Raw genomic sequence first — 23,415 nt, 5'->3', positions numbered from 1 at the left:
GGGCCGCAAGGCTTGGCGGTTTTTTTGTTGCCCGGAGGATCCTGAATGATCCGTCTTATTGATTTGTGCAAGGTATATCCCGCCCGTAAGGGCACTTTGCCTCATGCTGCCCTGAAGGGTGTCACCTTGACCGTCGGGGAAGGGGAGGTCTTTGGTATTATCGGCCGTTCCGGTGCCGGGAAATCAACCTTGTTGCGGACGATCAATGTTCTTGAGCGCCCGACCAGCGGCTTGGTGGAAGTTGATGGCATCGATGTCCTGGCCCTGAGCAAGAGGGAGCTTCCCCTGTTTCGTCGTCGGGTCGGGATGGTTTTCCAGCACTTCAACCTGTTGTCCTCGCGCACAGTGTTCCAGAACATCGCCCTGCCGCTGGAGCTGGCGGGGGCCTCGCGCGCCGACATAAAAGCGGCGGTGGAGCCACTGCTGCCTTTGGTGGGACTGGCGGACAAGCGTGACCGTTATCCGTCGGAGCTATCCGGTGGGCAGAAGCAACGGGTTGGTATCGCGCGGGCCTTGGCCAGCAAGCCCCATGTTCTGCTGTGCGACGAGGTTACCTCGGCCCTTGATCCGGAGACCACACGCCAGATCCTGCGCCTTTTGAAAGATATCAACCGGCGTCTTAACCTGACCATGGTGGTGATCACCCACGAAATGGAGGTGGTACGCCTTTTGTGTGACAAGGTTGCCGTCATGGACCACGGTGAAGTGGTGGAAAGCGGTACGACTGCCGATGTTTTTGCTGACCCCCGTCACCCGGTGACCCGTTTGCTGCTTGCGCATGGTCACGAGGAAGAAGACGGTAATGTGATTCCCCTGGAGAACGGCCATGCCTTCGATTCACGAACTGCTGCTCGATAGTGCCACGATCGGCATCTTGTGGGAGGCGACCCTGCAGACGCTGTATATGGTCTCGGTGTCCCTGTTCCTGAGTGTGCTGCTTGGTGCTCCGCTTGGGGTCCTGTTGGCTACAAGCCGTCGGGGTGAGCTGTTCGAGATGCCCTGGTTCCAGGTTGTGGTCGGGCCGGCTGTTAATGCCGCCCGGTCGGTGCCCTTTATCATCCTGGCCGTTGCTATTATTCCGTTTACACGCTTGGTGGCGGGGACCTCTATTGGCACGACGGCTGCAATTGTTCCGTTAACCGTCGCCGCGGTGCCCTTTCTGGCCCGTATTGTCGAGGGGGCTGTGCGCGAGGTGGATGCCGGTCTGGTTGAAGCCGCCCAGGCAATGGGGGCAAGGCCCTTGCAGGTGGTGTTCAAGGTATTGCTCCCCGAAGCTCTGCCGGGTTTGATCCACGGTATTACCCTCGCCCTGGTGGCGATGATTGGGTACTCCGCCATGGTGGGTGCCGTTGGCGGGGGTGGTCTTGGGGATTTGGGAATCCGTTACGGTTATCAGCGCTTCCGTCCGGATGTGATGATTGCCGTGGTGGTGGTCCTGGTGGCTCTGGTGCAGGGGCTCCAGACACTGGGGGACTGGTTGGCCCGCAAGGCTGACAAACGAAATATCCAGTAACCGGATACGCAGATTATAAAGGGGTTCTACAATGCGTTTGTATGGTGTTCTGGCTGCGGCCGCTGTTATCACAGGTACCCTGATTTCGCTTGCCCAAGCCAAGGAGATCCGTATTGGCGTGACACCAGGCTCGCACGAACAGGTTGTCGAGAAGGTGGCCGAGCTGATCAAGACGAAAGGGCATACCCTGAAGATTATCACCTTCAGCGACTATATTCTGCCCAACCAGGCTTTGGCCAACGGTGATCTTGATGCCAACAGCTTCCAGCATGTTCCGTATCTGGAACAGCAGAAGAAGGGGCTGGGGGTTGATCTGGCCGTGGCCGGGACAAACTTTGTCGAGCCAATGGGTGTTTACGCGCGCACGGTGCGGTCCCTGTCCGACCTTAAAGAGGGGGCAAAGGTTGCTATCCCCAATGATCCATCCAATGGTGGTCGGGCGTTGCTCCTGTTGGCAGCCAAGGGCGTGATAACCGTCAATCCGTCTGCCGGCATGACGCCGGGTGCGGCGGATGTGACCGGTAATCCGAAAAAGCTGAAATTCATAGAACTGGATGCCGCTCAGCTTCCACGTTCCTTGGATGATGTTGATATTGCAGCGATCAACACAAACTATGCCTTGGAGGCGGGTCTCAATCCGTTGAAAGATGCCATTGTGATTGAAGATGCCAGCAGTCCGTACGCCAATATTGTTGTCGTCCGGTCAAAGGACAAGGACGAGGGTTGGGTCAAGGACTTGGTTGCTGCCTATCAGGCAGAGGACATCCGCACCTTCATCCGGGATACCTTCAAGGGAGCGATTGTTCCGGCATTCTGATCCGCGTCTTTCCGCGAAGCAGCGCCCCGATGTGGGCGCTGTTTTTTTTTATGGCGCAAAAATGCAGGTGTCCTGTTCGTGTTTTCAGGGGACAACCTGGTCGCGCAGGCCCTGTAGCCATGACAGTCTCTGTTCTGCCCGCAGTATTTCTTCATCCAGCCAGCGTGTCATGTAGCCGGAATCCATGGCTGTTGCATCGCGTAGATCAGCCAACCGGGCCAAGCCTGTTTCCTGTGTTTCCACCAGAAGATCAACCTGTTCACGCTGATCTTTCGGGGGAAGGAGGTGGAGGAAACGGAACTTCAGTGCAGTGACAAGCTTGGACAGATCGCTGGCAGGCCGCAGAGGGGCTGTCATCAGGGTACGGAATGCATTCCGGCCGGCCTCTGTTATGGCAACACGCGCGTTGTCTTCCATGCCCTTGCCATCCAGAGGTTCAATCAGCCCTTCGTAGCGCAGCAGCTCTACTGACGTTCCCATCAACTCCAGCGATGGACCGGATAGCCGCGTAATAAAAAGCCGTGCAGAGGAGGCCAGATCAGCGTAATGCATGGCACTCTGGTATACAGTTCCCAGAATACACAAGCGTACGGCTTCGCGCGGGGTCAGGGTTTTGTCGGAAAACATCAGGCATGCTCCGGGAAGGCAGAACCGAACAGGGACACGCTCACTATAGGGCTGTTGTGACCCGGAATCCACATCATTTATGATAATGATAACTAATATCAATAAGGGGAGATGGCGTCCCTGTTGCTCCATCTTGTCTTGAGGGGTAAGAAGGACATTCTTTTACAGGCAGGAGTAATACTGTGCGGTCTGTGTGTTGGAAAGCGATGGTTCTGGGTTCCGTATGTTTGCTGGCGGTCTTTGTGGCCGGTTGTACCGGGGCACCATGGGTTGACAGTCGACGTGAGGCTGGAGCCCCCGGCAAGCAGGTTGGGGCTTCGACCATGGATCGCATTGTGATCTGCCACGTTTCGGATGAAGATTCCGCTGTTCTGCAGGACATGGCCGATGCGCAGTGCCGCAGAACCGGACGGACAGCTCTGTTTTCCCATACGGCGCGCTGGCAATGCTCGGTCGCGACACCGCATCGCAGTTATTACAAGTGCTCCGGCGTAGGCAGTGACCCTGAGCCCGAAGCAGCGGATCCGGACTCCCGTGAATAAAGTTGGTCGTGTATCCAGCTTATGGCAATTACGCCAGCACCATGGTCATACAGATTGGCATGCTCGCCGTCTGGGAACGTAATTCTTTGCTTGGGGCCGGGGTGTGCTTCCAGAAGTTCCTGGCTGTGTGTATGAGGCACCGTTTCATCTTTCTCGCCGTGTAGAAGCAGAACCGGTGCCCGTACCTGACTGATACGGCGCAGTGACGTGAAGCGGTCAAGAGTGACAGCACGGGCTGGAAGCCATGGATAAATCCCTTGGGCGACATCCGGGATACTGGTAAAGGCGGCCTCCAGAATCAGTCCGCGTGGCGGATGTTCGGTAGCAAGCCAAGTTGCTACGCCGCTTCCCAGCGACTCACCATGATAGAAAAGGCGATTTTCACGCACGCCTTCTTCCAGAACATAGTTGCGAGCCGCTACCGCATCGATCCGCAGGCCGTCTTCGCTGGGAGAGCCGGGATTTCCGCCAAATCCCCGATAGTCCGGTGCCATGACGCCAAAACCGGCATCCAGATACAGGCGGATCTTGCGGGCTACCCATGCCCGGTTTCCCGAATTGCCATGAAAGATGATGACGGTTGCCGCTTCTTCCGACGGGGGTGGGGACCACCAGGCCGCAAGAGCCAGTCCGTCGGTTGTGCGGAACAGGATTTCACGCATTTCCGGCACATCATTGGCCTTTGGCGGGGCCGGTATTCCTTCCGGTTTATACAGAAGGTGACGCTGGAAAGCGAACATGCCAAAAACAACCAGAACATAGAGGGCAATGCCAATGCCCAGTGTTGTCCCTGCTATGTTGATCAGGTTGTTCATTGCCTACCCGCTGTTCGCCGTGTCGGCGTATCCCTTGATCTTCTGTGCCAGTGATGCTGCCATGAACGGATCAAGATCGCCATCCAGAACACCCTGGGTATCGGATGTTTCAAGGCTGGTCCGCAGGTCCTTGACCATCTGGTAGGGTTGCAGCACGTATGAACGGATCTGATGACCCCAGCCAATGTCTGTCTTGGCGTCTTGCTCGGCTTGGCTTGCCGCTTCGCGTTTCTGGAGTTCCAGCTCGTACAGGCGGGCTTTCAACATCTTCCAGCAGGCATCGCGGTTCTGGTGCTGCGACCGTTGTGTCTGGCAGGCCACGACAACACCCGTTGGTATATGGGTAATACGCACGGCGGATTCGGTCCTGTTGACGTGCTGTCCACCCGCACCTGATGCCCGGTAGGTATCAATTCGGCAATCGCTTTCGGCAATCTCGATCTCGATGTTGTCATCAACGACCGGGTAGACCCATACCGACGAGAACGAGGTATGCCGTCTGGCCGAGCTGTCAAACGGTGAAATGCGTACCAGCCGGTGCACGCCACTTTCGGTCTTCAGCCAGCCATAGGCATTGTGTCCCTTGACCTGAAGGGTGACAGACTTGATGCCAGCTTCTTCACCTTCCGATTCTTCCAGAATCTCGACGGTATAGCCGTGTTTCTCGCACCAGCGGGTATACATGCGCATCAGGATGTTGGCCCAGTCCTGGGCTTCGGTACCGCCAGCCCCGGCATTGATTTCCAGATAGGCATCATTGGCGTCTGCTTCACCGGAAAGCAGGCTTTCCAGCTGGCGCTTCTCGGTTTCCGTGTGAACCTGGCGCAGGGCGGCCAGTCCTTCCTCGACGGTTGGCTCATCACCCTCAGCCTCGCCAAGTTCGACCAGGGTGCAGGCGTCCTCAAATTCCTCTTCCAGCTTGCGGAAGCTGGTCAGGGCTTGTTCCAGGCGGGTGCGTTCCTGCATCACCTTCTGGGCTTCAGCCGGTTTGTCCCACAGGGCCGGGTTTTCAGCCAGGGCGTTCAGTTCATCCAGTCGGAGGTGGGCTGTATCCCAGTCAAAGATGCCTCCTCAGCAGGGCCATTGCCTGCTTGATCTCGTCGGCCATCGCCTGTGCTTCGGCGCGCATAGTTTCGTGTCTTTCCTGTTCTCTTTTATGTCCGTGTCCGGCATTGCACCGGACGGAGGAGGGTTTTATGGCATCTTGCCCGTGGTATCAACCCTGCGGCATGGCATACCTGCATTCAGTACAGCCCGCCGGCCCGGGGTTGGCCATCCTGCCGGGGTGGGGGGCGTTTTGCACTATCGGCTGGTTCGCGGTACACATCGGCAGGACCAAGAAGGGCGTCTTCGTCGGTAATGACGGCATCGTCCTGGCTTTCAACGTTTTCTGCCATGGCTGCCGATCCGTCAACAACGGTGCCGGTGGTAAATCCCGGGCTGTTGCCGACCTTGAACGCTTCCTGGATGACATCGCTGTCACCAGGCATGGCCAGGCGGCCGCTGCGGTGATCCACCCGGACCAGCTGGATCCCGCGTGGGACAGCAAAGGGGCGTACCGGTTTGCCTCTCAGGGCCTCTTTCATGAAATCGTGGAAGATTGGCAGGGCTGTACTGGCGCCTGTCTCCCGCTGTCCCAGTGACTTGGGTTCATCAAACCCGACAAAGGCGCCAACAACCAAATCCGGGGTAAATCCGACGAACCAGGTGTCGTTGCTGTCATTTGTGGTTCCGGTTTTTCCTGCCATGGGAACCCCGAGTGGCGCGAGGCGACGTGCCGTACCATATTGGACCGCACCTTCCAGAATATGCACGATCTGGTACACACTGCGTGGATCTGCGATCTGTTCCCGGTAATCCGGAATTTCCGGCATCGGCTGTCCTGTCCAGAACACATCACGGCAATCCGGGCATGGACGTGTGTCATGCCGGTATACCGTTGTGCCGCTGCGATCCTGGATTCGGTCGATCAGGGTTGGTGTAATCCGTTTTCCGCCGTTGGCCAGCATGGCATACGCTGTTGTCAGGCGCAGAACCGTGGTTTCCCCGGCACCCAGGGATGAGGCCAGATTGCGCGGGAACTTCCGGTCTATGCCGAAGATTTCAGCGGTGTGCGCAACTTTGTCCATGCCGGTGGCCTGGGCCAGACGGATGGTCATCAGGTTTCTGGACTTCTCCAGCCCGACCCTCAGTGTTGTCGGGCCATAGTATTGGCCAGAGTAGTTTTTAGGTTTCCAGAGCGGCAGGCCTGGGCCCTGGTCGTACACAAAGGGGGCGTCCATGATCAGGGTTGACGGGCTGAATCCCGACTCAAGGGCAGCCAGATAGATAAATGGCTTTAACGCCGATCCCGGCTGGCGCAGGGCTTGTGTGGCGCGGTTGAACTCCGACCGTTCGGACGAAAATCCACCCACCATGGCCAGAACGCGCCCGGTGTGGGGATCCATGGCCACAAGGGCCCCCTCTACCTTGGGGATTTGTTCCAGACTGTATTCATGCGCCCGGTTGGTTTCCCCAACCAGGATGATATCGCCAACCTTGACGATAGCGCCCGGGCTTTGCGCCCGTGTCCATTTCATGGACTGAAAGGAAACGGTTCCGGTGCTGCCATCTGCAAAGCCAACCACAACCCGTTCCCGTTCAACTTTCAGGACGGCGGCCAGTCCCCAATGCTCGGGTGTGCCAAGGGGGGGGCGGAATGTGCCCAGAACCTGTTTCCAGGCACCCGGATCGGCCAGTTCTGCCAGAACGCCCCGCCAGCCATGGCGGCGGTCATAGGCAATAAGGCCGTTGTGAAGGGCTTTCTCAGCAAGGTGCTGGTAGATGGGGTCCAGTGTTGTCCGGACGGCGAGGCCTCCCTTGTAAAGGGAATTCTCGCCATAGCGGGCAACAATTTGCCGGCGGACTTCTTCTGCAAAGAAATCAGCACCCCGGACATACTCTGTTTCATCGCGGTCCCTGGTTTCCAGGGGGTCTGCCAAGGCTGCGGTGGCTTCTTCCGGACTGACGTTGCCGTCTTCCAGCATTCTCATGATGACCCAGTTGCGTCGCTCCAGGGCAGCAGCGTGTTTGCGCACCGGGTGGTAGTTGTTCGGGGCCTTGGGGACAGCAGCCAGGTAGGCAGCTTCGGCAACGGTGAGCTGATCCAGCGTTTTGTTGAAGTAATTCAGGGCTGCTGCTGCTACGCCATAGGAACCGTAGCCAAGATAGATTTCGTTCAGGTACAGCTCCAGAATATGATCCTTGGAGAAGGCCTGTTCGATACGCAGGGCCAGAATGGCTTCCTTGATCTTGCGCTCTATGGATACTTCGTTGGTCAGCAGAAAGTTCTTGGCGACCTGTTGCGTGATTGTAGAGGCGCCAACCGGGCGTTTGTCGGAACCGAAATTGCGGGCATTGACGATAACCGCGCGGGCCAGGCCTGTCAGATCCAGGCCGTAGTGTTGGTAAAAGTTCTTGTCTTCAGCGGACAGGAAGGCGTCGACAACCCGGCGAGGCACGGCCGATACAGGGACAAAAACCCGTTTTTCGACAGCATATTCAGTGATCAGCCGCCCGTCGCCGGCATAAAGGCGCGTTGTGATTGGTGGCTGGTAGTCAGCCAGCTGCCGATAGTCCGGCAGATCACGTCCAAAGTGCCACATAACGCTGCCAACAACAGCGATCCCGACAATAATGGACAAAAGCAACAAACTGAAAACAACGACCAGAACCCTGGACATGAGCGGGTATACCTTTGTTTCACGGCGCCGCTGCCGCAGATGCCTATACGCCCGAGAAGCCGAACACTATAGCGGCGGAAGGTCACGCCAGCTACCGAAGTTTGGTGTCTGTTTCATGGCAGAGAGGCTTTCTGGGTGGCCGAGAAATAACGGTCTATGGCGCGGACCATGGCTGATGCCAGTTTCTTGCGGTAGCCCCGGGTTCGCAGCAGGCGTTCTTCATCACGGTTTGTCAGATAGCCCATTTCCATCAGAAATGACGGAATATCAGGTGCTTTCAGGACAGCAAACCCGGCAAAGCGGTGTGACCGCGGCAGCAGCGTGACATCGCGCTGCAGTTCGGCAATCACAATTTCAGCCAGCCGGGATGACAGGTTCATGGTCTCCCTCTGGGCTAGGTCAATCAGGATGTTGGTGACTTCCTTGCTCTCGTGGCTCAGGTCGATTCCGGCAATAATGTCCGCCTTGTTTTCCGATGTGGCAAGGGCGGCAGCCTCGGCGTCAGAGGCATTGTCCGACAGGGTATAGACGGAAAGGCCCCGTATCGATGGTTTGGCACCGGCATCGGCGTGTATTGAAATAAACAGGTCGGCCCGGTGCGTGCGGGCAATGGCCACGCGCTCTCTCAGTTGCAGGAAGATATCCCGGTCCCGGGTCAGGTGTACCGTGTACCGGCCCGTTTTATCCAGGGCGGCTTTGAGTTCCCGCGCTGTGGACAGGGTCAGGTTTTTCTCGAAAATACCGGATACCCCGGTGGCGCCGGGATCAATGCCTCCATGGCCCGGGTCAAGGACAATCACAGGCTTGGCCGGAGAGGGTGCGGCCTTGCGCTTTTCCGGTGTCATCGGTTGGCGGGTTGGAGTGTTGTCGGCCTGTGTTGTTGCTGGCTCCGTATCCTGTGGGCCATGCTTGGGGCGAAATGTGCCGGTTCGGTTCCTTGGTCCGGCAGAGCGCAGGAACATAGCTTCGTCAACGGGTGCCAGATCCACCACCAGACGCCAGCTGGTTTGTTCCCCGGGGGGGAGGACAAACATATTCTTCACGGCAGCAGGTTCTGCCAGATCCAGGACAATGCGCGAGTTGCCGGGTTGGAACAGGCCATAACGCATGGCCTTGACCAGAAGGCCCGGTTTTCCCGGAACCGTGGGCTGTTCGAACTGCCAGTCAATTTCCGGAAGGTCAATAATGATCCGTGCCGGGTTCGTCAGGGAAAAGGCGCTGAACGGGACGTCGCCGGTCACATCGATCACAACACGGGTAAACGTTCCGTGGTTGCCCAAGCGTACATTCCGTGCGCCAACCGCTCCTGCTCCGTGGCTGGAGAACAGGACAACCCCGGCCAGACCGGCTGCGCCAGCCAGGATAGCCCGCCGTGACAGGCAGGGATATTCCAAGCCATCCCGGGCGGGAGCAAAAGCAGCAAGTGTATTTCTGGAAGGAGTGTTGGGCGTGTCCATGGTATCCGGTATCTAGGGAATGTCAGCCAGGGCAGGGTGTACAAGTATCAAGCAGTGGTGTGCAGGTGTTCTCTAGTGGTCCCAATCATCTTTGGGTAGAGTGTTGTCCCGTTTCACTGCTTCGGGATGGTGTTGGCGTATGGTATCCAGTGCGGATCATATGGCGCTATTTCGCAAGTTTGACAAGTTTCTCCACGTGCTAGCCTTCTTGCAACAGCAAAGCTGCGGCGCATCTGCGATGCCCGGACGGATGCCGAAGGGATGTGATAGCGGGGTATTGCTGAACAAAATCTTGTACCCGGGGGCACGGACCGTTATTGTGATCGGTGATGGGTTACCGTTGCCAGACAGGCGTTGGACAGTTTTCCTGCCATATTACTCTTTTACCTCCTCACAAGCCCTGCGTTGCTGGATTCTCGGGAGGGGGCGGGGGTAGCGTCTGAACAGGCTGTGTGGCGTGTGTGCTTTACCAACGGACGCGGCCGGTCAAGCCGGTTCAGAGAAGGTTCGTGGTGAAGGGGGAGTATCGCACCGCAGCAATCCGGCAGGTTGGTTAACCCAAGGTAAACGGTATTAACCACAAAGATTCGAGGCTTTTGTGCAGCCCCACGTCACCATGGATGTAACACAGTTATCTTTTTCGCTCCGCGGTCGGGAAGCCGGCGCGGTGCGTGGTGGCTGTGTCCTTGGTGACATGATGCGTGGCGCCGGAAGCCTTGTCGGCACGATTTCCCAAAGGCTGCCCCACGTTCGGGGGATGCCGGCGGTGACACGGAGTTTCAGGGCTTATGGCCAAGCGCATGTTGATCGATACGACCCACCCGGAAGAAACACGGGTTGTGGTTTTGAATGGGACACGGCTCGAACAGTTTGATGTCGAGACCTCAACAAAGAAACAAATAAAGGGAAACATATACTTAGCAAAAGTTATTCGTGTAGAGCCATCCTTGCAGGCTGCTTTTGTCGAATATGGCGGCGGGCGGCATGGTTTCCTGGCTTTCAGTGAAATCCATCCGGACTATTACCAGATTCCGGTTGCTGACCGTCAGGCCCTGTTGGCCGAAGAGGCTGCCCGCGCAGCGGAAGAAGCCGAACGCGAAAGCATTGCCGCAGAGCAGGAAGAGCTTGAAGGAGCCGTCGAGGAAGGCAGCGATGTTCCGGCCTATCGTTCCCGGCGTCCATCCCTGTTGCAGTCCTATAAAATTCAGGAAGTGATCAAGCGTCGCCAGATTATGCTGGTGCAGGTGGTCAAGGAAGAGCGGGGCAACAAGGGTGCCGCGCTGACAACCTACCTGTCTTTGGCCGGGCGTTACTGTGTGCTGATGCCCAATACGGCCCGTGGGGGCGGTGTTTCCCGCAAGATTACAAACGCGGCTGACCGCAAGCGGTTGAAGGAAATCATGAGCGATCTGGATGTTCCGTCCCAGATGGCAGTGATTTTGCGTACAGCCGGGCAGGAACGGTCCCGTGCCGAAATCAAGCGTGACTACGAATATCTTATTCGCACCTGGGTCCAGATACGGGATATTACCATGCAGTCCTGTGCCCCGGCCTTGGTGCATGAGGAAGGTAATCTGATCAAGCGCGCCATTCGTGATATCTATTCTACCGATATAGATGAAGTGCTGGTGGAAGGTGAGGACGGATACCGCGTTGCCAAGGATTTCATGAAAATCCTGACCCCCAGCCACGCGCGTCGTGTTCAGCCTTACCGCGATCCGTCCATGCCGCTGTTTCACCGTTTCCAGGTGGACAGTCAGCTGGATGCCATGCACAACCCGACAGTACAGTTGAAGTCTGGCGGGTATGTTGTCATCAACCAGACAGAGGCCTTGGTTGCCATCGATGTCAATTCCGGGCGTGCCACCAGGGAACGTCACATCGAGGAAACGGCTCTGAAGACGAACTTGGAAGCGGCCGAGGAAGTGGCCCGTCAGTTGCGGCTGCGGGATCTGGCCGGTCTGGTGGTCATCGACTTTATCGATATGGAAGAACCCCGCAACAACGTAGCGGTGGAGCGGCGTCTGAAAGAAGCCCTGCGGCTGGATCGTGCCCGTATTCAGGTGGGCCGGATCAGCATGTTCGGCCTTCTGGAGCTTTCACGCCAGCGTCTGCGCCCTTCCCTTATGGAAACAAGTTTCCAGCCCTGTCCCCGTTGTGCCGGGACGGGCATGGTGCGTTCTGTTGAAAGTGCGGCCGTTCATATTCTGCGGGTGATTGAGGAAGAGGGCGTGCGCCGTCGTGCTTCCGAGGTTGTGGTTCATGTTGCAACGCCGGTTGCCTTGTATGTGTTGAACAACAAGCGTGCGGCTCTGACCGAGATTGAACAGCGTTACGCCCTGACGGCCTTCCTGAAGGGTGATGACAGCCTGATTCCGCCAGAATGTCGGATCGAGCGACTGAAACCTGCCGTACCGCTTCCTGCTGTTGGTGTTCGTTCTGTACCGATTTCTGTTCAGCCCGATCTGGACGAGGAAGAGGACGATCTGCCCGTTTCCGGTGATGAGGTGCTTGCTGAAGTTCCAGTCGCCGCTGTGGGTGAGCCTGTCTCCGTTGTTGTTTCCCAAGGCGGGGAACCGGTCGAGGGAGAAGGGGGGGATCCTCGCAAGCGGCGCAAGCGGCGTCGGCGTCGGCGTCGTGACGGAGCTGTGATGCCTGTGGAGCCGTCAGGCAGTGATGTTGCCGTGTCCGGGGATATGAGTGTTGATGATGCGGTTGTCGCGGTTGATGGCGATGACCCTTCTGATGAGGCTCAGGGTATCGCCGTTACGGCTGATGCGCCTGATGATGAGGGGGGTGATGCCAAGCGCCGTCGCCGTTCCCGGCGTGGTGGCCGTCGTCGCCGTCGGCCCGCGGAGCAGGGTGTTGATGTGGTAGGCTCGGCCTTGGCGGATCATGGCGATCATCTGGAGGTGGCGCTGCCTGCGAGCGGCAATGCTGTTCAGGCGGATGTACCAACAGAGGGCATTTCCGGCGATGCTGTTGTACGGTCTCCTCTGCGCCGTGTAAGACGGGTTCGTCGGAACGAAGATCCCGGTCAACCTGATCCTGTTGTTGATAACCTGTCACTGATGGCATCAGTAGACGCTGTCGCCGGGACCGGGGATGCTGTGGCTGTTCTGGATCGGGTTGATGCTGCTCCGGCCGCTGTTGTGGCGGATGTGGTTGAGCATTCTGGGGCAGAAGAGGCGGTGCCCGTGAAAAAGCCTGCTCGCAAGCGGACATCCCGTTCCCGTGCAGCAGTCGCTGTTGAAGCCGATCTGGTTGTTGCGGAAGCGGCTGATCCGAAACCCAAAAAGCGTCGTGTTTCCCGCAAGACTGAGACCTCTGTGGCTGATGCCGATGGAGTGTCTGTCAAGGAGACCAGCGTGAAAACCGATGATCGTCAGGCACCTCCTTCAACGGAGCCTGCCCAGCAGCAGCTTGCCATGGCGGGTGCTGTGCAATCCGATGCTGCCGCTGCTCCCCGCCGGGGCTGGTGGAAGCGATAGGTCCCGTTTCACAAGGTGTTTATGTGCAAAACCCCGCCAGATCATGGCGGGGTTTTTGTTGGGCTATTTCTTGCGTTGCACAGGAAGCTATCAGGCTTTCAGCTATCCTGCTCCCACGGTGCGTTTCGTGCAATCCATCCGCCACCGGCCATACGTTCCCCTATATAGAAAACACAGGCCTGACCGGGGGATACTCCATCGGCGGGGTTATCCAGAATGACCTCTGCCCATCCATCCGGGCGCCCGTATATTGTAGCAGAAACGGGATGGACGCTGTTGCGCACCTTGATGCTGACGGCAGCTCCTTCGGTGGGCAGGATTCCCTTGTCGGGCATCCAGTTGACATGCCGCAGAGCAAAGCGATCCCTGCCCAGTGCTGAACGTGGACCGACGATGACGCGTCTGGACGTTGGTTCCACGCGTATAACATACAACCGCTCTGCCGTTCCGCCGATATCCAGTCCACGGCGTTGACCGACCGTGAAGTGAATAATGCCTTCATGCTGCCCCAGGACAGTGCCATCTATGTGCACAATGTTACCGGGCATGGTGGATTCCGGTCGTAGTTCCTGCACCACGCGGGCATAGTTGCCATCGGGGACGAAGCAAATATCTTGGCTGTCGGGCTTTTCGGAAACAGCCAGTCCGTGCCTGCGGGCAATGGCGCGGGTTTGATCTTTGTCCAGGGCACCCAGGGGAAAGCGCAGATATGACAGCTGTTCGTTGGTTGTGGCAAACAGGAAATAGCTCTGATCCCGCCCGTGGTCGGCGCCGCGCCACAGCTCTGGCCCTTGCGGGGTTGGTACCCGGCGGACATAGTGCCCGGTCACCAAGGCTGCGGCATCCAGATCCCGCGCGGCCTGAACCAGATCCCGGAATTTGACTGTCTGGTTGCACAACACACAGGGAACAGGCGTTTCGCCGGCAATATAGGAATCGGCAAAGGCGGACATGACGTCTTTCATGAACGTCGCTTCGTAATCCACCACGTAGTGGGGGATACCCAGATGGTCTGCCGTCCGCCGCGCATCATAGATATCCTGACCGGCGCAACAGGTCTTGGTGCGTCCGACCGTTATGCCGGCATCGTAAAGCTGCATGGTCATCCCGATGACTTGGTAACCGGCATCCTTCAGGATGGCTGCGGCCACCGCGCTGTCAACGCCGCCAGACATGGCAACAACAACCCGTGTATCAGCCGGGTTGCCGGGAATATCCAGATCAATCGGGGCGTGGGACATCATCGGCATAGCAAAAACGGTATCCGGAGGTTTTTGGCGAAATTGTTCTGTTCTGGGCGGGTTGTGCGGGGATGTCAGCTCCCCGCTGCCCCGCGGCTTCCTGCCGGCAGGTGCACGGTCAGGCCATCCAGTTCCGGCTTCATGATAATCTGGCACCCGAGCCGGCTGGTCTTTGTCAGCCCGAAGGCGAGGTCCAGCATGTCTTCCTCATCCTCTGCCGGTGGCTCCAGGCGGTCGAACCAATCCGGAGCGATGATGACATGGCAGGTGGAGCATGCCAGAGACCCTTCGCACGCGCCTTCCAGATCAACGTCGTTGCGATGGGCAATTTCCAGTACAGACAGGCCTTCCGGGGCTTCGACCTCGAGTCGGGTTCCATCAGGGCTGAGGAAGGTCATCTTCGGCATGCCGACAGCTCTCCATGATAACAGATTATGGTTACACGTGCGGGAATGGATAGCCCCTGTCCTGCTTTGGGGCAAGGCCTTTTACAGGAAACAGGCGGTTGGTCCCCGTTGTCCTACGCAGCAGCCCGCGCCAGGGGAGACCAGGCTGTCAGGAAGGCTTCAATATCGGATTCCTGGCTGTTCCAGCCCAGGCTGATGCGGATCGTGTCACGGGCTTGCGACTCGCTGGCCCCCATGGCGGCCAGAACCGGGCTGGGTGCTGTTTTCCCGGACGAACACGCCGATCCGGCAGAGACGGCAATGCCGGCAAGGTCCAGGGTCATGATCTGGCGTTGCTGGTTGACCCCCTTCAGTTCAACACAGGTTGTATTGGGAAGGCGGTTTTCCGCATGGCCCCAGATTCTCGCCCCGGGAGCCAAGGCGGCGATCCGGCTTTCCAGGTTGTTACGGAGACGGAGGATTCGCTCCCGTTCGGCCTGTCCCTGGTTCAGGGCAGCCTCGGCAGCTGCGCCCAGCCCGGCAATACCCGGGGTATTGGGGGTGCCACCCCGTTTTCCGCGTTCCTGTCCTCCTCCGGCGAAAAGGGGGACAAGCTGTTCCGGTGTGCGGGTAATCAGGGCACCAATGCCTTGAGGGCCGCCCCATTTGTGGCCACTCAGGGCCAGTGTGTCCACATCCAGGCTCTGGAAATCAACGGGTATCTTTCCAACAGCCTGTACGGCATCGCAGACAACCTTGGCGCCGGTAGCATGAGCTATCCGCACAACATCGCGGACAGGCTGGATTACGCCGGTTTCATTGTTTGCCAGCATAACCGCCACAAGTGCGGGGGCAGGGATGGTTCGTAGCAGGTTTTCCAGATGCTCCAGATCAACAATGCCACCCTGTGTTACGGCAATGTCCGTGGCTTCCGGTGTGGCAACCCGTACGCAGGGGTGCTCTATGGAAGAGACCAGCCGGGGGCCGGGCGGGGATCCTTGCAGGGCAAGGGCCAAGGCTTCCGTTCCGCCGGATGTAAAGATGACCTGGGACGGAACAGCGCCGACCAGTTGTGCAACGGCCTCCCGTGCATCTTCTACAATGGCCCTGGCTTTGCGCCCTGGATTGTGGACAGAGGACGGGTTTCCGGTCAGCTGTAGCGTTCGTGTTACGGCATCCACAGCTTGGGGTCTGACCGGTGCCGTTGCGTTGTAGTCCAGATAGACGGTTTGCGTGCTCATTCTTCAGGCAGGTCGTGTTGTTCTTGTCTGTCTCAGGTTCCGGCTGTGGTTGTTGCCGGCAGATGCCCGCTTGTTCCCAGAACCGTACGGTTGATCACTTGCTCCAGGGAAACGGAGCTGAGGTAAAGGTAGATCTGGTTTCCCAGCTCTTCCCACAGGTCATGGGTCAGGCAGCGTCCACGGTTGTTGTGACAGCCAGCGGGGCTGCCCGGCGTGCAGCGTGTGGCCTGAATGGGTTCATCCACAGCAAGGATGATATCGGAAATGCGCGTTTGCCCGGCGGTGCGGGCCAGCAGGTAGCCACCGCCCGGTCCACGAACACTTTTGACCAGCCCGCCTTTGCGGAGCCGCCCGAACAACTGTTCCAGATAGGACAGTGAAATTTCCTGGCGTATGGCGATATCAGCCAAGGAAACAGGCTTCCCCTCGGGTTGGCTGGCCAGGTCAGCCATGGCCATGACCGCATAGCGTCCTTTGGTGCTCAGTCTCACGGTTTTCGGTTCCCGATCTTAAAGGCCTGAAGCGGCTTTGCCGTCTTCGGTATTGTCATCACCCGGGGTCCGGGCCGGGCCGGGCTGGGCAAAGGGAGTAGGAATAACAACGGCTGAGTGACTACTTCCTGGCTGGGTCGGTGTTGCTGAGTCTTCCTGTTTCTCCAGAGTATCAATCCGGGCAGACAGGGTGCGTACCTGTTCGCACAGTGTTGTTATGGCCCGTTCGAGTGGGTCAGGCATATCCCGTTCAGGGATACCATAGGCACAAAATTCAGCTTCGTGCTTTGCACGGGGAACAACCTGTCGGGCCGGGATGCCGACCACAGTCGCATTGGCAGGAACATCCGCAAGCACCACGGCATTAGCCCCGATCCGGGCACCGTCGCCGACGGTGATCGGGCCCAGAACCTGTGCCCCCGACCCGACGATAACCCCCTTGCCAAGGGTGGGGTGACGTTTGCCTTTGGCAAGAGATGTTCCGCCCAGGGTCACGCCTTGGTACAAGGTCACGTCATCACCGATTTCAGCGGTTTCTCCAATGACCACGCCGGTTGCGTGATCAATGAAAACACGACGTCCGATGGTCGCTCCGGGGTGAATTTCAACGCCGGTCACCATTTTCGCAAGATGGGACACCACGCGGGCCAGCAGGCGCAGGTTTGTTTTCCAGAGTCGATGTGCCAGACGATAGGCAATGATGGCGTGAACGCCCGGGTAAACCAAGATCACTTCCAGCCGGCTGCGTGCTGCCGGATCGTGGGCCAGGATCGTATCTATGTCTTCTTTCAGGCGACTGAAAATCATTGCGCTGTCCTGATATCTGGGATGTTCCAGCTTTCCGAGCCTGTGTAAAGGCCTTTTATTTTTTGTGGTGAATCTAGGATAGTTGACAGGAAAGATCAAGTAATTGGGGGCGGTGCAACGTAAAATAGTCGTACACGGGCATGAACAAACGTGTTTTTCATTGCGTTTATGATAAAATTGTGGTCAGTCGTGGTTTGTTTCCGTTCTTCCCTGTATCGTGGGAATGGCTTTTTGTGTCCGGGCAGGGCTATACTGTCGCCGGGCCGCCTTGTTTCGTTCTGGTCCTGCTGTACGATTTCGCTCCACGCATTTATTCCGGTAACCAACTTGCTGAAGAAACAGACGCCAATGCATGAAGTCATCTTCAATGGTCCTGAAGGCCGACTGGAAGGTCGCTATCACCATTCCAGCAACGCAAATGCCCCGGTGGCGCTTGTGCTGCATTCCCATCCCCAGCATGGCGGAACGATGAACCAGAGGATTGTCTTTGACCTCTCTCATGTGTTCGCCCAGCGTGGCTTTTCGGTCCTGCGTTTCAACTTTCGTGGTGTAGGCCGTTCGCAGGGATCTTTTGACAGTGGGCAGGGGGAGCTGTCCGACGCCGCTTCCGCCCTTGACTGGATGCAGGCCATAAATCCGCATGCAGGGCAGTGTTGGGTGGCAGGCTTTGCCTTTGGTGCATGGATCGGGATGCAGCTTCTGATGCGTCGTCCGGAGATTTCAGGTTTTGTCAGCGTTGCGCCGCCGGCCAGCCACTATGACTTTTCGTTCTTGGCGCCTTGCCCTTCTCCCGGGTTGATCGTGCATGGGGCGGCTGACAGGGTTGTTTCCGCTGAGTCTGTGAAGAAGCTGGCAGACAAGCTACAGGCCCAGAAGAATATCAGTGTGGATCATGTGTCCATTCCCGGGGCAGACCACTTCTTCTCCGGCCATATTGATACGGTTGTATCGACCGTGGATTCCTATATCGCAAAGTCCATGGTTATGGCATGACAGGTGGATAGCTTGGCAGGGGTTGGTGTTATCCGGCCCTTGTTTCCATTGTTCTGAAAACAAAACTCCCCGCATATCTGTGCGGGGAGTTTTGTTTTTGGCTGGGGGACCTGGATTCGAACCAAGACTAACGGAGTCAGAGTCCGCTGTTCTACCATTAAACTATCCCCCAACAGGACAGTCAGCCTAGTCACTCTTTATCGACAGAGCCAGCAGGCGGGCGCCCTTATATCCTTCTGTTTCCATGCTGTGAACCCCCTTTATTATATTTTTTAACTTTCATTCGTGCTGTCGTGGAGCATGCTTCCCCGTTTGTAACCCTCTGGGATATGGTTATATGGGTATGTATGGTTGACAAGGTAAAGGCATGGGAGGGGCCGGTATGGCAGATCTTGCGGTAAACGCGCCGTTGGAGGGGCGTCGATGCTCTGCTGGTTCCGGTGGTGGCCTGACAGATTTGGCATCTGCGTATGCGGCGATCGACCTGGGAACAAACAACTGCCGTATGCTGATTGCCCGTCCTGACGGAGAGCGGTTCCGGATTGTGGATTCCTTTTCGCGCATAACCCGCCTGGGGGAAGGGTTGGCTGAAACGGGAGTTCTGTCTGCTGCTGCGCAGGAGCGAACGCTTGATGCCTTGCGCAGCTGTGCCGAAAAGATTGGCCGGCTTGGTCTGGTCCGTTCGCGCCATGTTGCAACAGAAGGGTGCCGCCGCGCTGGAAACGGGCTGGAATTTCTGGCGACCGTATACCGCGAGACGGGCTTGACCGTAGAGTGTATTTCCGCCGCAGAAGAGGCGTGCTTGGCTTTGGTCGGGTGCTCGGGGCTTTTTTCTGCCGGGTCCAGTTCTGTCTTTCTGTTTGATATTGGCGGTGGGTCGACCGAGTTGGTCTTGATTGCGCAAGGCGCATCGGGGTTACGGGTTGAGGGTTTCATGTCTCTTCCCTTCGGTGTTGTGACCGTTGCGGATGCCTGTGGAGGGGGGGACTTCTCGTATCGCACATACCGGGAGGTGTGCGCCCGCGTTCGCTCCATGGTCCAGCCCTTTGGTGGATACCATAATCTTGCAGAGCGTGTGAGCGCTGGGCAGATTCAGGTACTGGGTACGTCCGGGACGGTTACAACCTTGGGCGCTTTTCATCTTGGATTGACGCGCTATGATCGCGCATTGGTTGATGGGCTTGACGTATCGTGTGCGGCCATTCTTGATGCAGGGCAGCGGTTGATAGGTATGACGGCCCGGCAACGGGCAGATTCGCCGTGTATTGGCCCCCAGAGGGCTGATTTGGTCATTGCCGGGTGTGCCATTCTGGAGGCTGTTTTCAGCCTGTGGCCCGGTGGTTCGCTGACGATTGCAGATCGGGGCTTGCGCGAAGGGCTGCTTATGGGGCTTATGGGGGTACGTAATACTCCGGCCGACTTTGGCATGGAGTGTATTTCTCAAGTATACTAATCTTTCGGTTGTTATGGCACGAGCACCAGGAAAAAAAAGCGGTCGTCGCGTACCGTCTGCGTCGAACCGGTCGGCGGTATCGGTACGGATGACGTCTGTACGGGTCAAGTCTGCCCGTGGGCGCAGTACGTCGTCTGTGCAATGGCTCCAGCGCCAGCTGAATGACCCTTATGTGGTGGCTGCGCGTCAGCAGGGCTACAAGTCCCGGGCTGCCTTCAAGCTGGTTGAGATGGACCAGCAGCTGGCGTTCCTGAGGCCCGGTCAGAAAGTGGTCGATCTTGGTGCTGCGCCCGGTGGGTGGACCCAGGTTGCGGTAGAACGGACACGGGCTGATCAGCCCCGTGGCGGAACCGTGGTCGGGATCGATATCCTGGAATGGGGTCCAATCCCCGGGGCGCACTGTATTACCTTGGATTTTCTTGACCCGGCTGCCCCGCAGGCCCTGAAAGACGCCCTTGGCGGGACCGCCGATGTGGTTATGTCCGATATGGCGGCCCCGACAACCGGGGATCCCCGTACAGACCATTTGCGGATTATTGCGTTGCTGGAAGTCGCCTGGGACTTTGCAGCCGAGGTTCTGGCCCCCGGTGGAACCTTTCTGTGCAAGGTGTTTCAGGGTGGGGCGACGGGTGATCTGCTCAAAATTCTCAAGCCCCGCTTTGACAGCATCAAGCACATAAAACCCCCGGCCAGCCGCAAGGAGAGCCCGGAGCTGTATCTGGTCGCCCGGGGGTTCCGGGGCTAGGGGATTTGCTGTCTATAGGTGTTCCGGGTTGCACTTTTCAGGGTGCGGGGCTGCAATTCTGTTGCTTGGCACAGAAAACTTTCTGTGTATGATGGCGCGCACCCCGAAATATGCTGCTGCCGGTCGTAAGGTGCAAAATTAATGAATTTCTCTGAAGCCCTGACCTTTGATGATGTGCTGCTGGTTCCTGCAGCCTCTGATGTTCTGCCTGCCCAGGCCAATGTTTCCACGCGTCTGACCCGTGGTGTGTCCTTGGGAATTCCGCTTTTGTCTTCAGCTATGGATACGGTTACGGAAAGCCCGATGGCCATTGCGATGGCTCAGGCAGGCGGTATTGGCGTCATCCATAAAAACCTTGGTATTGCCGAGCAGGCCGAGGAAGTACGGCGTGTGAAGCGGTTTGAGTCCGGGATGGTTGTCAATCCCCTGACCATTCATCCTGACCAGCCTCTTGCCGATGCCCTGAAGATGATGGAGCAGTTTTCCATCAGCGGTATCCCCGTTGTTGATCGTGGCACAGGTCGCCTGGTCGGTATTCTGACCAACCGCGATGTGCGCTTTGCCAATGACCGGTCCAAGCCGGTCTCGTCCTATATGACCGATACCAACCTGGTTACCGTGACCGGGGGCTTTGGTCAGGATGAGGCCAAGGCTCTGTTGCACCGCCACCGGATCGAAAAGTTGCTGGTGGTTGATGATGCCTATCGGTGTGTGGGGCTGGTGACCGTCCGCGATATGGAAAAAGCCCAGAATTACCCGCTGGCCTGCAAGGATGATCATGGACGGTTGCGGGTTGCTGCGGCAACAGGTGTGGGCCGTGACGGTATGAAGCGTGCCGAGGCCCTTCTGGAGGCCGGGGTTGATGTGCTGGTTGTTGATACGGCCCATGGCCATTCATCCGGGGTGGTTCAGGCTGTTCGCGATATCAAGTCGAATTATCCGGCGGCCCAGGTTATTGCCGGCAATATTGCAACCCCGGAAGCAGCGGCAGCTTTGGCAGAAGCCGGGGCTGATGCCGTGAAGGTCGGGATTGGTCCGGGTTCGATCTGTACAACCCGTGTTGTGGCCGGTGTTGGTGTGCCCCAGCTGTCTGCCATCCTTGAGGTCAGTGCCGTGGCCCACAGCCACGGCATTCCCCTGATCGCTGATGGCGGGATCAAGTTCTCCGGTGATCTGGCCAAGGCTGTTGCTGCCGGGGCTGACTCCTGCATGATCGGCAGCCTGCTGGCCGGAACGGACGAGGCTCCCGGGGAGGTGGTCCTGTATCAGGGGCGTTCCTACAAGTACTACCGTGGTATGGGGTCTGTTGGCGCCATGGCGCGTGGATCAGCTGACCGCTATTTCCAGGAAGAAGTCCGGGATGATCTCAAGCTGGTTCCCGAAGGGATCGAGGGGCGTGTGCCTTACAAGGGTGCGGCGGGCAATATCCTGCATCAGCTGGTTGGCGGGTTGAAAGCCGCCATGGGTTATACCGGGAACCGTACCATTGCCGAAATGCAGCAGCGGTGTACGTTCCGTCGCATTACGACCGCCGGCTATCGTGAAAGCCATGTCCATGATGTGACCATTACCCATGAAGCGCCGAACTACCGTGTAGGGGCGTAAGGGTATCTGGTTTTCTTTGTTGATACCTTGTTCCGGAGCCGGTGGGTTGCCATCGGCTCCGGTTTCTTGGGGGCTTGTCCCTGGTTCCTGCCTAGTATGAAAAGATTGCAATCGTGATTCCTGCTGCCCGTTTACAAGCCACTGTTGATCTTCTGGAGGCTGTTGTCTCCTCCCCCCGTCCGGCGGATGGCACAGCATCGGAGTTTTTCCGGGCGCGTCGTTATATTGGCTCGAAAGATCGCCGCTTTATCGCTGATGATGTGTGGAGCCTTTTGCGTACATGGGCGCGTGTTGGCTGGTGGATCCGTCGGTTGCACAGCCAGCTTGGTTTGCCGGGCGAGGCTCCGGAGTGGAACGATGTTCCGCCGCGTCTGCGGGTTCTGGCCCATCGTGTGCTGGTTGCGGGATACAGTCTGTCAGACTTGGATCTCCTCTGTTCGGGGGATAAATTTTGCCCGCATCGTCTGCGCGAGCGGGAAAAGGCTTTGATCCGTGCTTTGCGGGGGCAAAGGCTGACCCACAGCGATCAGCCGGACTGGGTGCAGGGAGAGGTTCCGGAATGGATCATCCCGGACCTGGCGGCTTGTTACGGTGATCGGGTTATGCCGCTCCTTGAGGCGCTCAATCGCGAGGCCCCGGTTGATATCCGGGTCAACAGCCTGAAAGCGGATGTGGCCGAGGGTATCGCCCGCCTGGAGAGTGAAGGTATTACGGTCCGTCCCGGTCTGTTGTCGCCGCTGTCTCTTCGGCTGGAGGGGCGTGCCAACCTGCCTGCAACCGAGACCTTCCGTGAAGGTCTGGTCGAAGTGCAGGACGAGGGATCGCAGTTGGTCGGTCTGCTGGTTGATGCCCGTCCGGGAATGGCCGTGGTTGATTTTTGTGCCGGTGCGGGTGGCAAAACCTTGGCTATGGCTGCGGGGATGCAGAACAAGGGGCGGCTGATTGCCTGTGATGTGTCACAGGGGCGCCTTGAACGTTCGGCTGTCCGTTTGCGGCGTGCCGGGGTTCACAATGTGACCCGACATGTCTTGTCCGGTGAACGGGACAAGTGGGTCAAGCGCTCTGCTGGCCGTTTTGACCGGGTTCTGATTGATGCTCCCTGTAGTGGAACCGGGACCTGGCGTCGCAACCCCGATGCTCGCTGGCGGCTGGATCGTCAGAGTGTGCAGGCCCTGGATGAGCTACAGGGGCATATTCTGGACAGCGCATCCCGTCTGGTCCGGTCTGGCGGGAGGGTTGTCTATGCCACGTGTTCCCTGCTGCCTCAGGAAAACGAGGCACGTATAGAACGGTTTCTGGCGTCTTCGCCGGATTTTCGTGTGTTGGATGTCCGGACCCTGTGGTCCGACCTTGTGGGCACGGCTCCTTGCCCTGCGACAGGTCCTTTTTTACGGCTTGATCCGCTGGAGCACGATACCGACGGGTTTTTCGTTGCCGTGCTGGAACGTGCGGAGCCGTCGGGGGCATAG

20 protein-coding genes, 1 tRNA gene and 1 pseudogene are annotated in these 23,415 nt (G+C 58.0%); 11 read left to right on the top strand and 11 right to left on the bottom strand.

The window, feature by feature from the left end; all coding sequences use genetic code 11:
- Positions 1-45 precede the first annotated feature (45 nt).
- From HEQ60_RS02820 to HEQ60_RS02810, 3 genes and pseudogenes are all read left to right on the top strand, one after another.
- Positions 46-765, top strand: a pseudogene (locus HEQ60_RS02820) (methionine ABC transporter ATP-binding protein); the annotation flags it as partial.
- 61 nt (positions 766-826) lie between these two features.
- A complete protein-coding gene (locus HEQ60_RS02815; RefSeq protein ID WP_168069300.1) occupies positions 827-1,513 on the top strand; it encodes a methionine ABC transporter permease in 687 nt (228 codons plus the stop codon).
- 31 nt (positions 1,514-1,544) lie between these two features.
- Positions 1,545-2,330, top strand: coding sequence for a MetQ/NlpA family ABC transporter substrate-binding protein (locus HEQ60_RS02810; protein WP_168069298.1), 786 nt, complete (start codon positions 1,545-1,547; stop codon positions 2,328-2,330).
- An 84-nt stretch (positions 2,331-2,414) separates the two neighbouring features.
- Here HEQ60_RS02810 and HEQ60_RS02805 read toward each other — a convergent pair whose 3' ends face one another.
- Entirely contained in the window at positions 2,415-2,957 is a 543-nt protein-coding gene (locus tag HEQ60_RS02805) for a hypothetical protein (RefSeq protein ID WP_168069296.1), read from the bottom strand.
- A gap of 182 nt (positions 2,958-3,139) precedes the next feature.
- Between HEQ60_RS02805 and HEQ60_RS02800 the strand changes: the two genes are divergently transcribed.
- Positions 3,140-3,499 (top strand): hypothetical protein, encoded by a 360-nt coding sequence (locus HEQ60_RS02800; RefSeq protein WP_168069294.1) that lies wholly within the window; start codon positions 3,140-3,142, stop codon positions 3,497-3,499.
- Here the strand turns inward: HEQ60_RS02800 and HEQ60_RS02795 are convergent.
- The 4 genes from HEQ60_RS02795 to HEQ60_RS02780 all read right to left on the bottom strand — a co-directional run bounded on the left by HEQ60_RS02795 (position 3,433) and on the right by HEQ60_RS02780 (position 9,493).
- Positions 3,433-4,314: an alpha/beta hydrolase gene (locus HEQ60_RS02795; RefSeq protein ID WP_168069291.1), complete on the bottom strand. Its 882-nt coding sequence runs from the start codon at positions 4,312-4,314 to the stop codon at positions 3,433-3,435. The genes HEQ60_RS02800 and HEQ60_RS02795 overlap by 67 nt on opposite strands.
- Positions 4,315-4,317: 3 nt before the next feature.
- A protein-coding gene (gene prfB, locus HEQ60_RS02790; protein ID WP_168069289.1) for a peptide chain release factor 2 occupies positions 4,318-5,443 on the bottom strand; the annotation gives its coding sequence in 2 pieces (ribosomal slippage) (positions 4,318-5,373 and positions 5,375-5,443; 1,125 coding nt in all).
- Positions 5,444-5,558: 115 nt separating this feature from the next.
- Positions 5,559-8,036, bottom strand: a complete 2,478-nt coding sequence (locus HEQ60_RS02785; protein WP_168069287.1) for a penicillin-binding protein 1A — start codon at positions 8,034-8,036, stop codon at positions 5,559-5,561.
- 113 nt (positions 8,037-8,149) lie between these two features.
- Positions 8,150-9,493, bottom strand: coding sequence for an N-acetylmuramoyl-L-alanine amidase (locus tag HEQ60_RS02780; RefSeq protein ID WP_168069285.1), 1,344 nt, complete (start codon positions 9,491-9,493; stop codon positions 8,150-8,152).
- Between the two features lie 788 nt (positions 9,494-10,281).
- Here HEQ60_RS02780 and HEQ60_RS02775 point away from each other — a divergent pair.
- Positions 10,282-12,984, top strand: a complete 2,703-nt coding sequence (locus HEQ60_RS02775; RefSeq protein WP_168069282.1) for an Rne/Rng family ribonuclease — start codon at positions 10,282-10,284, stop codon at positions 12,982-12,984.
- A gap of 98 nt (positions 12,985-13,082) precedes the next feature.
- Here HEQ60_RS02775 and mnmA read toward each other — a convergent pair whose 3' ends face one another.
- The 5 genes from mnmA to cysE all read right to left on the bottom strand — a co-directional run bounded on the left by mnmA (position 13,083) and on the right by cysE (position 17,150).
- Entirely contained in the window at positions 13,083-14,234 is a 1,152-nt protein-coding gene (mnmA, locus tag HEQ60_RS02770; RefSeq protein ID WP_245183725.1) for a tRNA 2-thiouridine(34) synthase MnmA, read from the bottom strand.
- A gap of 65 nt (positions 14,235-14,299) precedes the next feature.
- Positions 14,300-14,632, bottom strand: a complete 333-nt coding sequence (locus HEQ60_RS02765; RefSeq protein ID WP_066134838.1) for a ferredoxin family 2Fe-2S iron-sulfur cluster binding protein — start codon at positions 14,630-14,632, stop codon at positions 14,300-14,302.
- A gap of 113 nt (positions 14,633-14,745) precedes the next feature.
- Entirely contained in the window at positions 14,746-15,852 is a 1,107-nt protein-coding gene (locus tag HEQ60_RS02760; protein ID WP_168069280.1) for a cysteine desulfurase family protein, read from the bottom strand.
- A 32-nt stretch (positions 15,853-15,884) separates the two neighbouring features.
- Entirely contained in the window at positions 15,885-16,343 is a 459-nt protein-coding gene (locus HEQ60_RS02755) for an Rrf2 family transcriptional regulator (protein ID WP_168069277.1), read from the bottom strand.
- An 18-nt stretch (positions 16,344-16,361) separates the two neighbouring features.
- Entirely contained in the window at positions 16,362-17,150 is a 789-nt protein-coding gene (cysE, locus tag HEQ60_RS02750; protein ID WP_168069275.1) for a serine O-acetyltransferase, read from the bottom strand.
- 140 nt (positions 17,151-17,290) lie between these two features.
- Here cysE and HEQ60_RS02745 point away from each other — a divergent pair, with 140 nt between their 5' ends.
- A complete protein-coding gene (locus HEQ60_RS02745) occupies positions 17,291-17,506 on the top strand; it encodes a hypothetical protein (protein ID WP_168069273.1) in 216 nt (71 codons plus the stop codon).
- Positions 17,499-18,143: an alpha/beta hydrolase gene (locus HEQ60_RS02740; RefSeq protein ID WP_168069271.1), complete on the top strand. Its 645-nt coding sequence runs from the start codon at positions 17,499-17,501 to the stop codon at positions 18,141-18,143. Before HEQ60_RS02745 ends, HEQ60_RS02740 begins: the two co-directional genes overlap by 8 nt.
- 98 nt (positions 18,144-18,241) lie before the next feature.
- Here the strand turns inward: HEQ60_RS02740 and HEQ60_RS02735 are convergent.
- Positions 18,242-18,315, bottom strand: a tRNA-Gln gene (locus HEQ60_RS02735).
- Between the two features lie 210 nt (positions 18,316-18,525).
- On the opposite strand from HEQ60_RS02735, the gene HEQ60_RS02730 reads away from it, so the two are divergent.
- The 4 genes from HEQ60_RS02730 (at position 18,526) to HEQ60_RS02715 (ending at position 23,415) form a co-directional block, all read left to right on the top strand.
- On the top strand, positions 18,526-19,596 hold the full coding sequence (locus HEQ60_RS02730; protein WP_168069269.1) for a Ppx/GppA phosphatase family protein: 1,071 nt from the start codon (positions 18,526-18,528) through the stop codon (positions 19,594-19,596).
- Between the two features lie 13 nt (positions 19,597-19,609).
- Complete coding sequence (locus HEQ60_RS02725) at positions 19,610-20,341, top strand: RlmE family RNA methyltransferase (RefSeq protein WP_416046625.1); 732 nt, start codon at positions 19,610-19,612, stop codon at positions 20,339-20,341.
- A gap of 141 nt (positions 20,342-20,482) precedes the next feature.
- A complete protein-coding gene (guaB, locus tag HEQ60_RS02720) occupies positions 20,483-21,946 on the top strand; it encodes an IMP dehydrogenase (protein ID WP_168069265.1) in 1,464 nt (487 codons plus the stop codon).
- Positions 21,947-22,059: 113 nt separating this feature from the next.
- Positions 22,060-23,415, top strand: coding sequence for an RsmB/NOP family class I SAM-dependent RNA methyltransferase (locus tag HEQ60_RS02715; RefSeq protein ID WP_168069263.1), 1,356 nt, complete (start codon positions 22,060-22,062; stop codon positions 23,413-23,415).

Source organism: Haematospirillum sp. H1815 (assembly GCF_012102705.1).
Classification (GTDB): Bacteria; Pseudomonadota; Alphaproteobacteria; order Rhodospirillales; family Rhodospirillaceae; genus Haematospirillum.
This window is presented reverse-complemented; position numbering and strand designations above follow the sequence as displayed.

Excerpts from the sequence above, each read along its gene's own strand:
- HEQ60_RS02775 (WP_168069282.1), top strand. The coding sequence starts at position 10,282 with ATGGCCAAGCGCATGTTGATCGATACGACCCACCCGGAAGAAACACGG.
- HEQ60_RS02810 (WP_168069298.1), top strand. The coding sequence starts at position 1,545 with ATGCGTTTGTATGGTGTTCTGGCTGCGGCCGCTGTTATCACAGGTACC.
- HEQ60_RS02805 (WP_168069296.1), bottom strand. The coding sequence starts at position 2,957 with ATGTTTTCCGACAAAACCCTGACCCCGCGCGAAGCCGTACGCTTGTGT.
- HEQ60_RS02765 (WP_066134838.1), bottom strand. The coding sequence starts at position 14,632 with ATGCCGAAGATGACCTTCCTCAGCCCTGATGGAACCCGACTCGAGGTC.
- HEQ60_RS02785 (WP_168069287.1), bottom strand. The coding sequence starts at position 8,036 with ATGTCCAGGGTTCTGGTCGTTGTTTTCAGTTTGTTGCTTTTGTCCATT.
- HEQ60_RS02780 (WP_168069285.1), bottom strand. The coding sequence starts at position 9,493 with ATGGACACGCCCAACACTCCTTCCAGAAATACACTTGCTGCTTTTGCT.
- HEQ60_RS02725 (WP_416046625.1), top strand. The coding sequence starts at position 19,610 with ATGGCACGAGCACCAGGAAAAAAAAGCGGTCGTCGCGTACCGTCTGCG.
- guaB (WP_168069265.1), top strand. The coding sequence starts at position 20,483 with ATGAATTTCTCTGAAGCCCTGACCTTTGATGATGTGCTGCTGGTTCCT.
- cysE (WP_168069275.1), bottom strand. The coding sequence starts at position 17,150 with ATGATTTTCAGTCGCCTGAAAGAAGACATAGATACGATCCTGGCCCAC.
- HEQ60_RS02740 (WP_168069271.1), top strand. The coding sequence starts at position 17,499 with ATGCATGAAGTCATCTTCAATGGTCCTGAAGGCCGACTGGAAGGTCGC.
- mnmA (WP_245183725.1), bottom strand. The coding sequence starts at position 14,234 with ATGCCGATGATGTCCCACGCCCCGATTGATCTGGATATTCCCGGCAAC.
- HEQ60_RS02795 (WP_168069291.1), bottom strand. The coding sequence starts at position 4,314 with ATGAACAACCTGATCAACATAGCAGGGACAACACTGGGCATTGGCATT.
- HEQ60_RS02745 (WP_168069273.1), top strand. The coding sequence starts at position 17,291 with ATGAACAAACGTGTTTTTCATTGCGTTTATGATAAAATTGTGGTCAGT.
- HEQ60_RS02730 (WP_168069269.1), top strand. The coding sequence starts at position 18,526 with ATGGCAGATCTTGCGGTAAACGCGCCGTTGGAGGGGCGTCGATGCTCT.
- HEQ60_RS02815 (WP_168069300.1), top strand. The coding sequence starts at position 827 with ATGCCTTCGATTCACGAACTGCTGCTCGATAGTGCCACGATCGGCATC.
- HEQ60_RS02760 (WP_168069280.1), bottom strand. The coding sequence starts at position 15,852 with ATGAGCACGCAAACCGTCTATCTGGACTACAACGCAACGGCACCGGTC.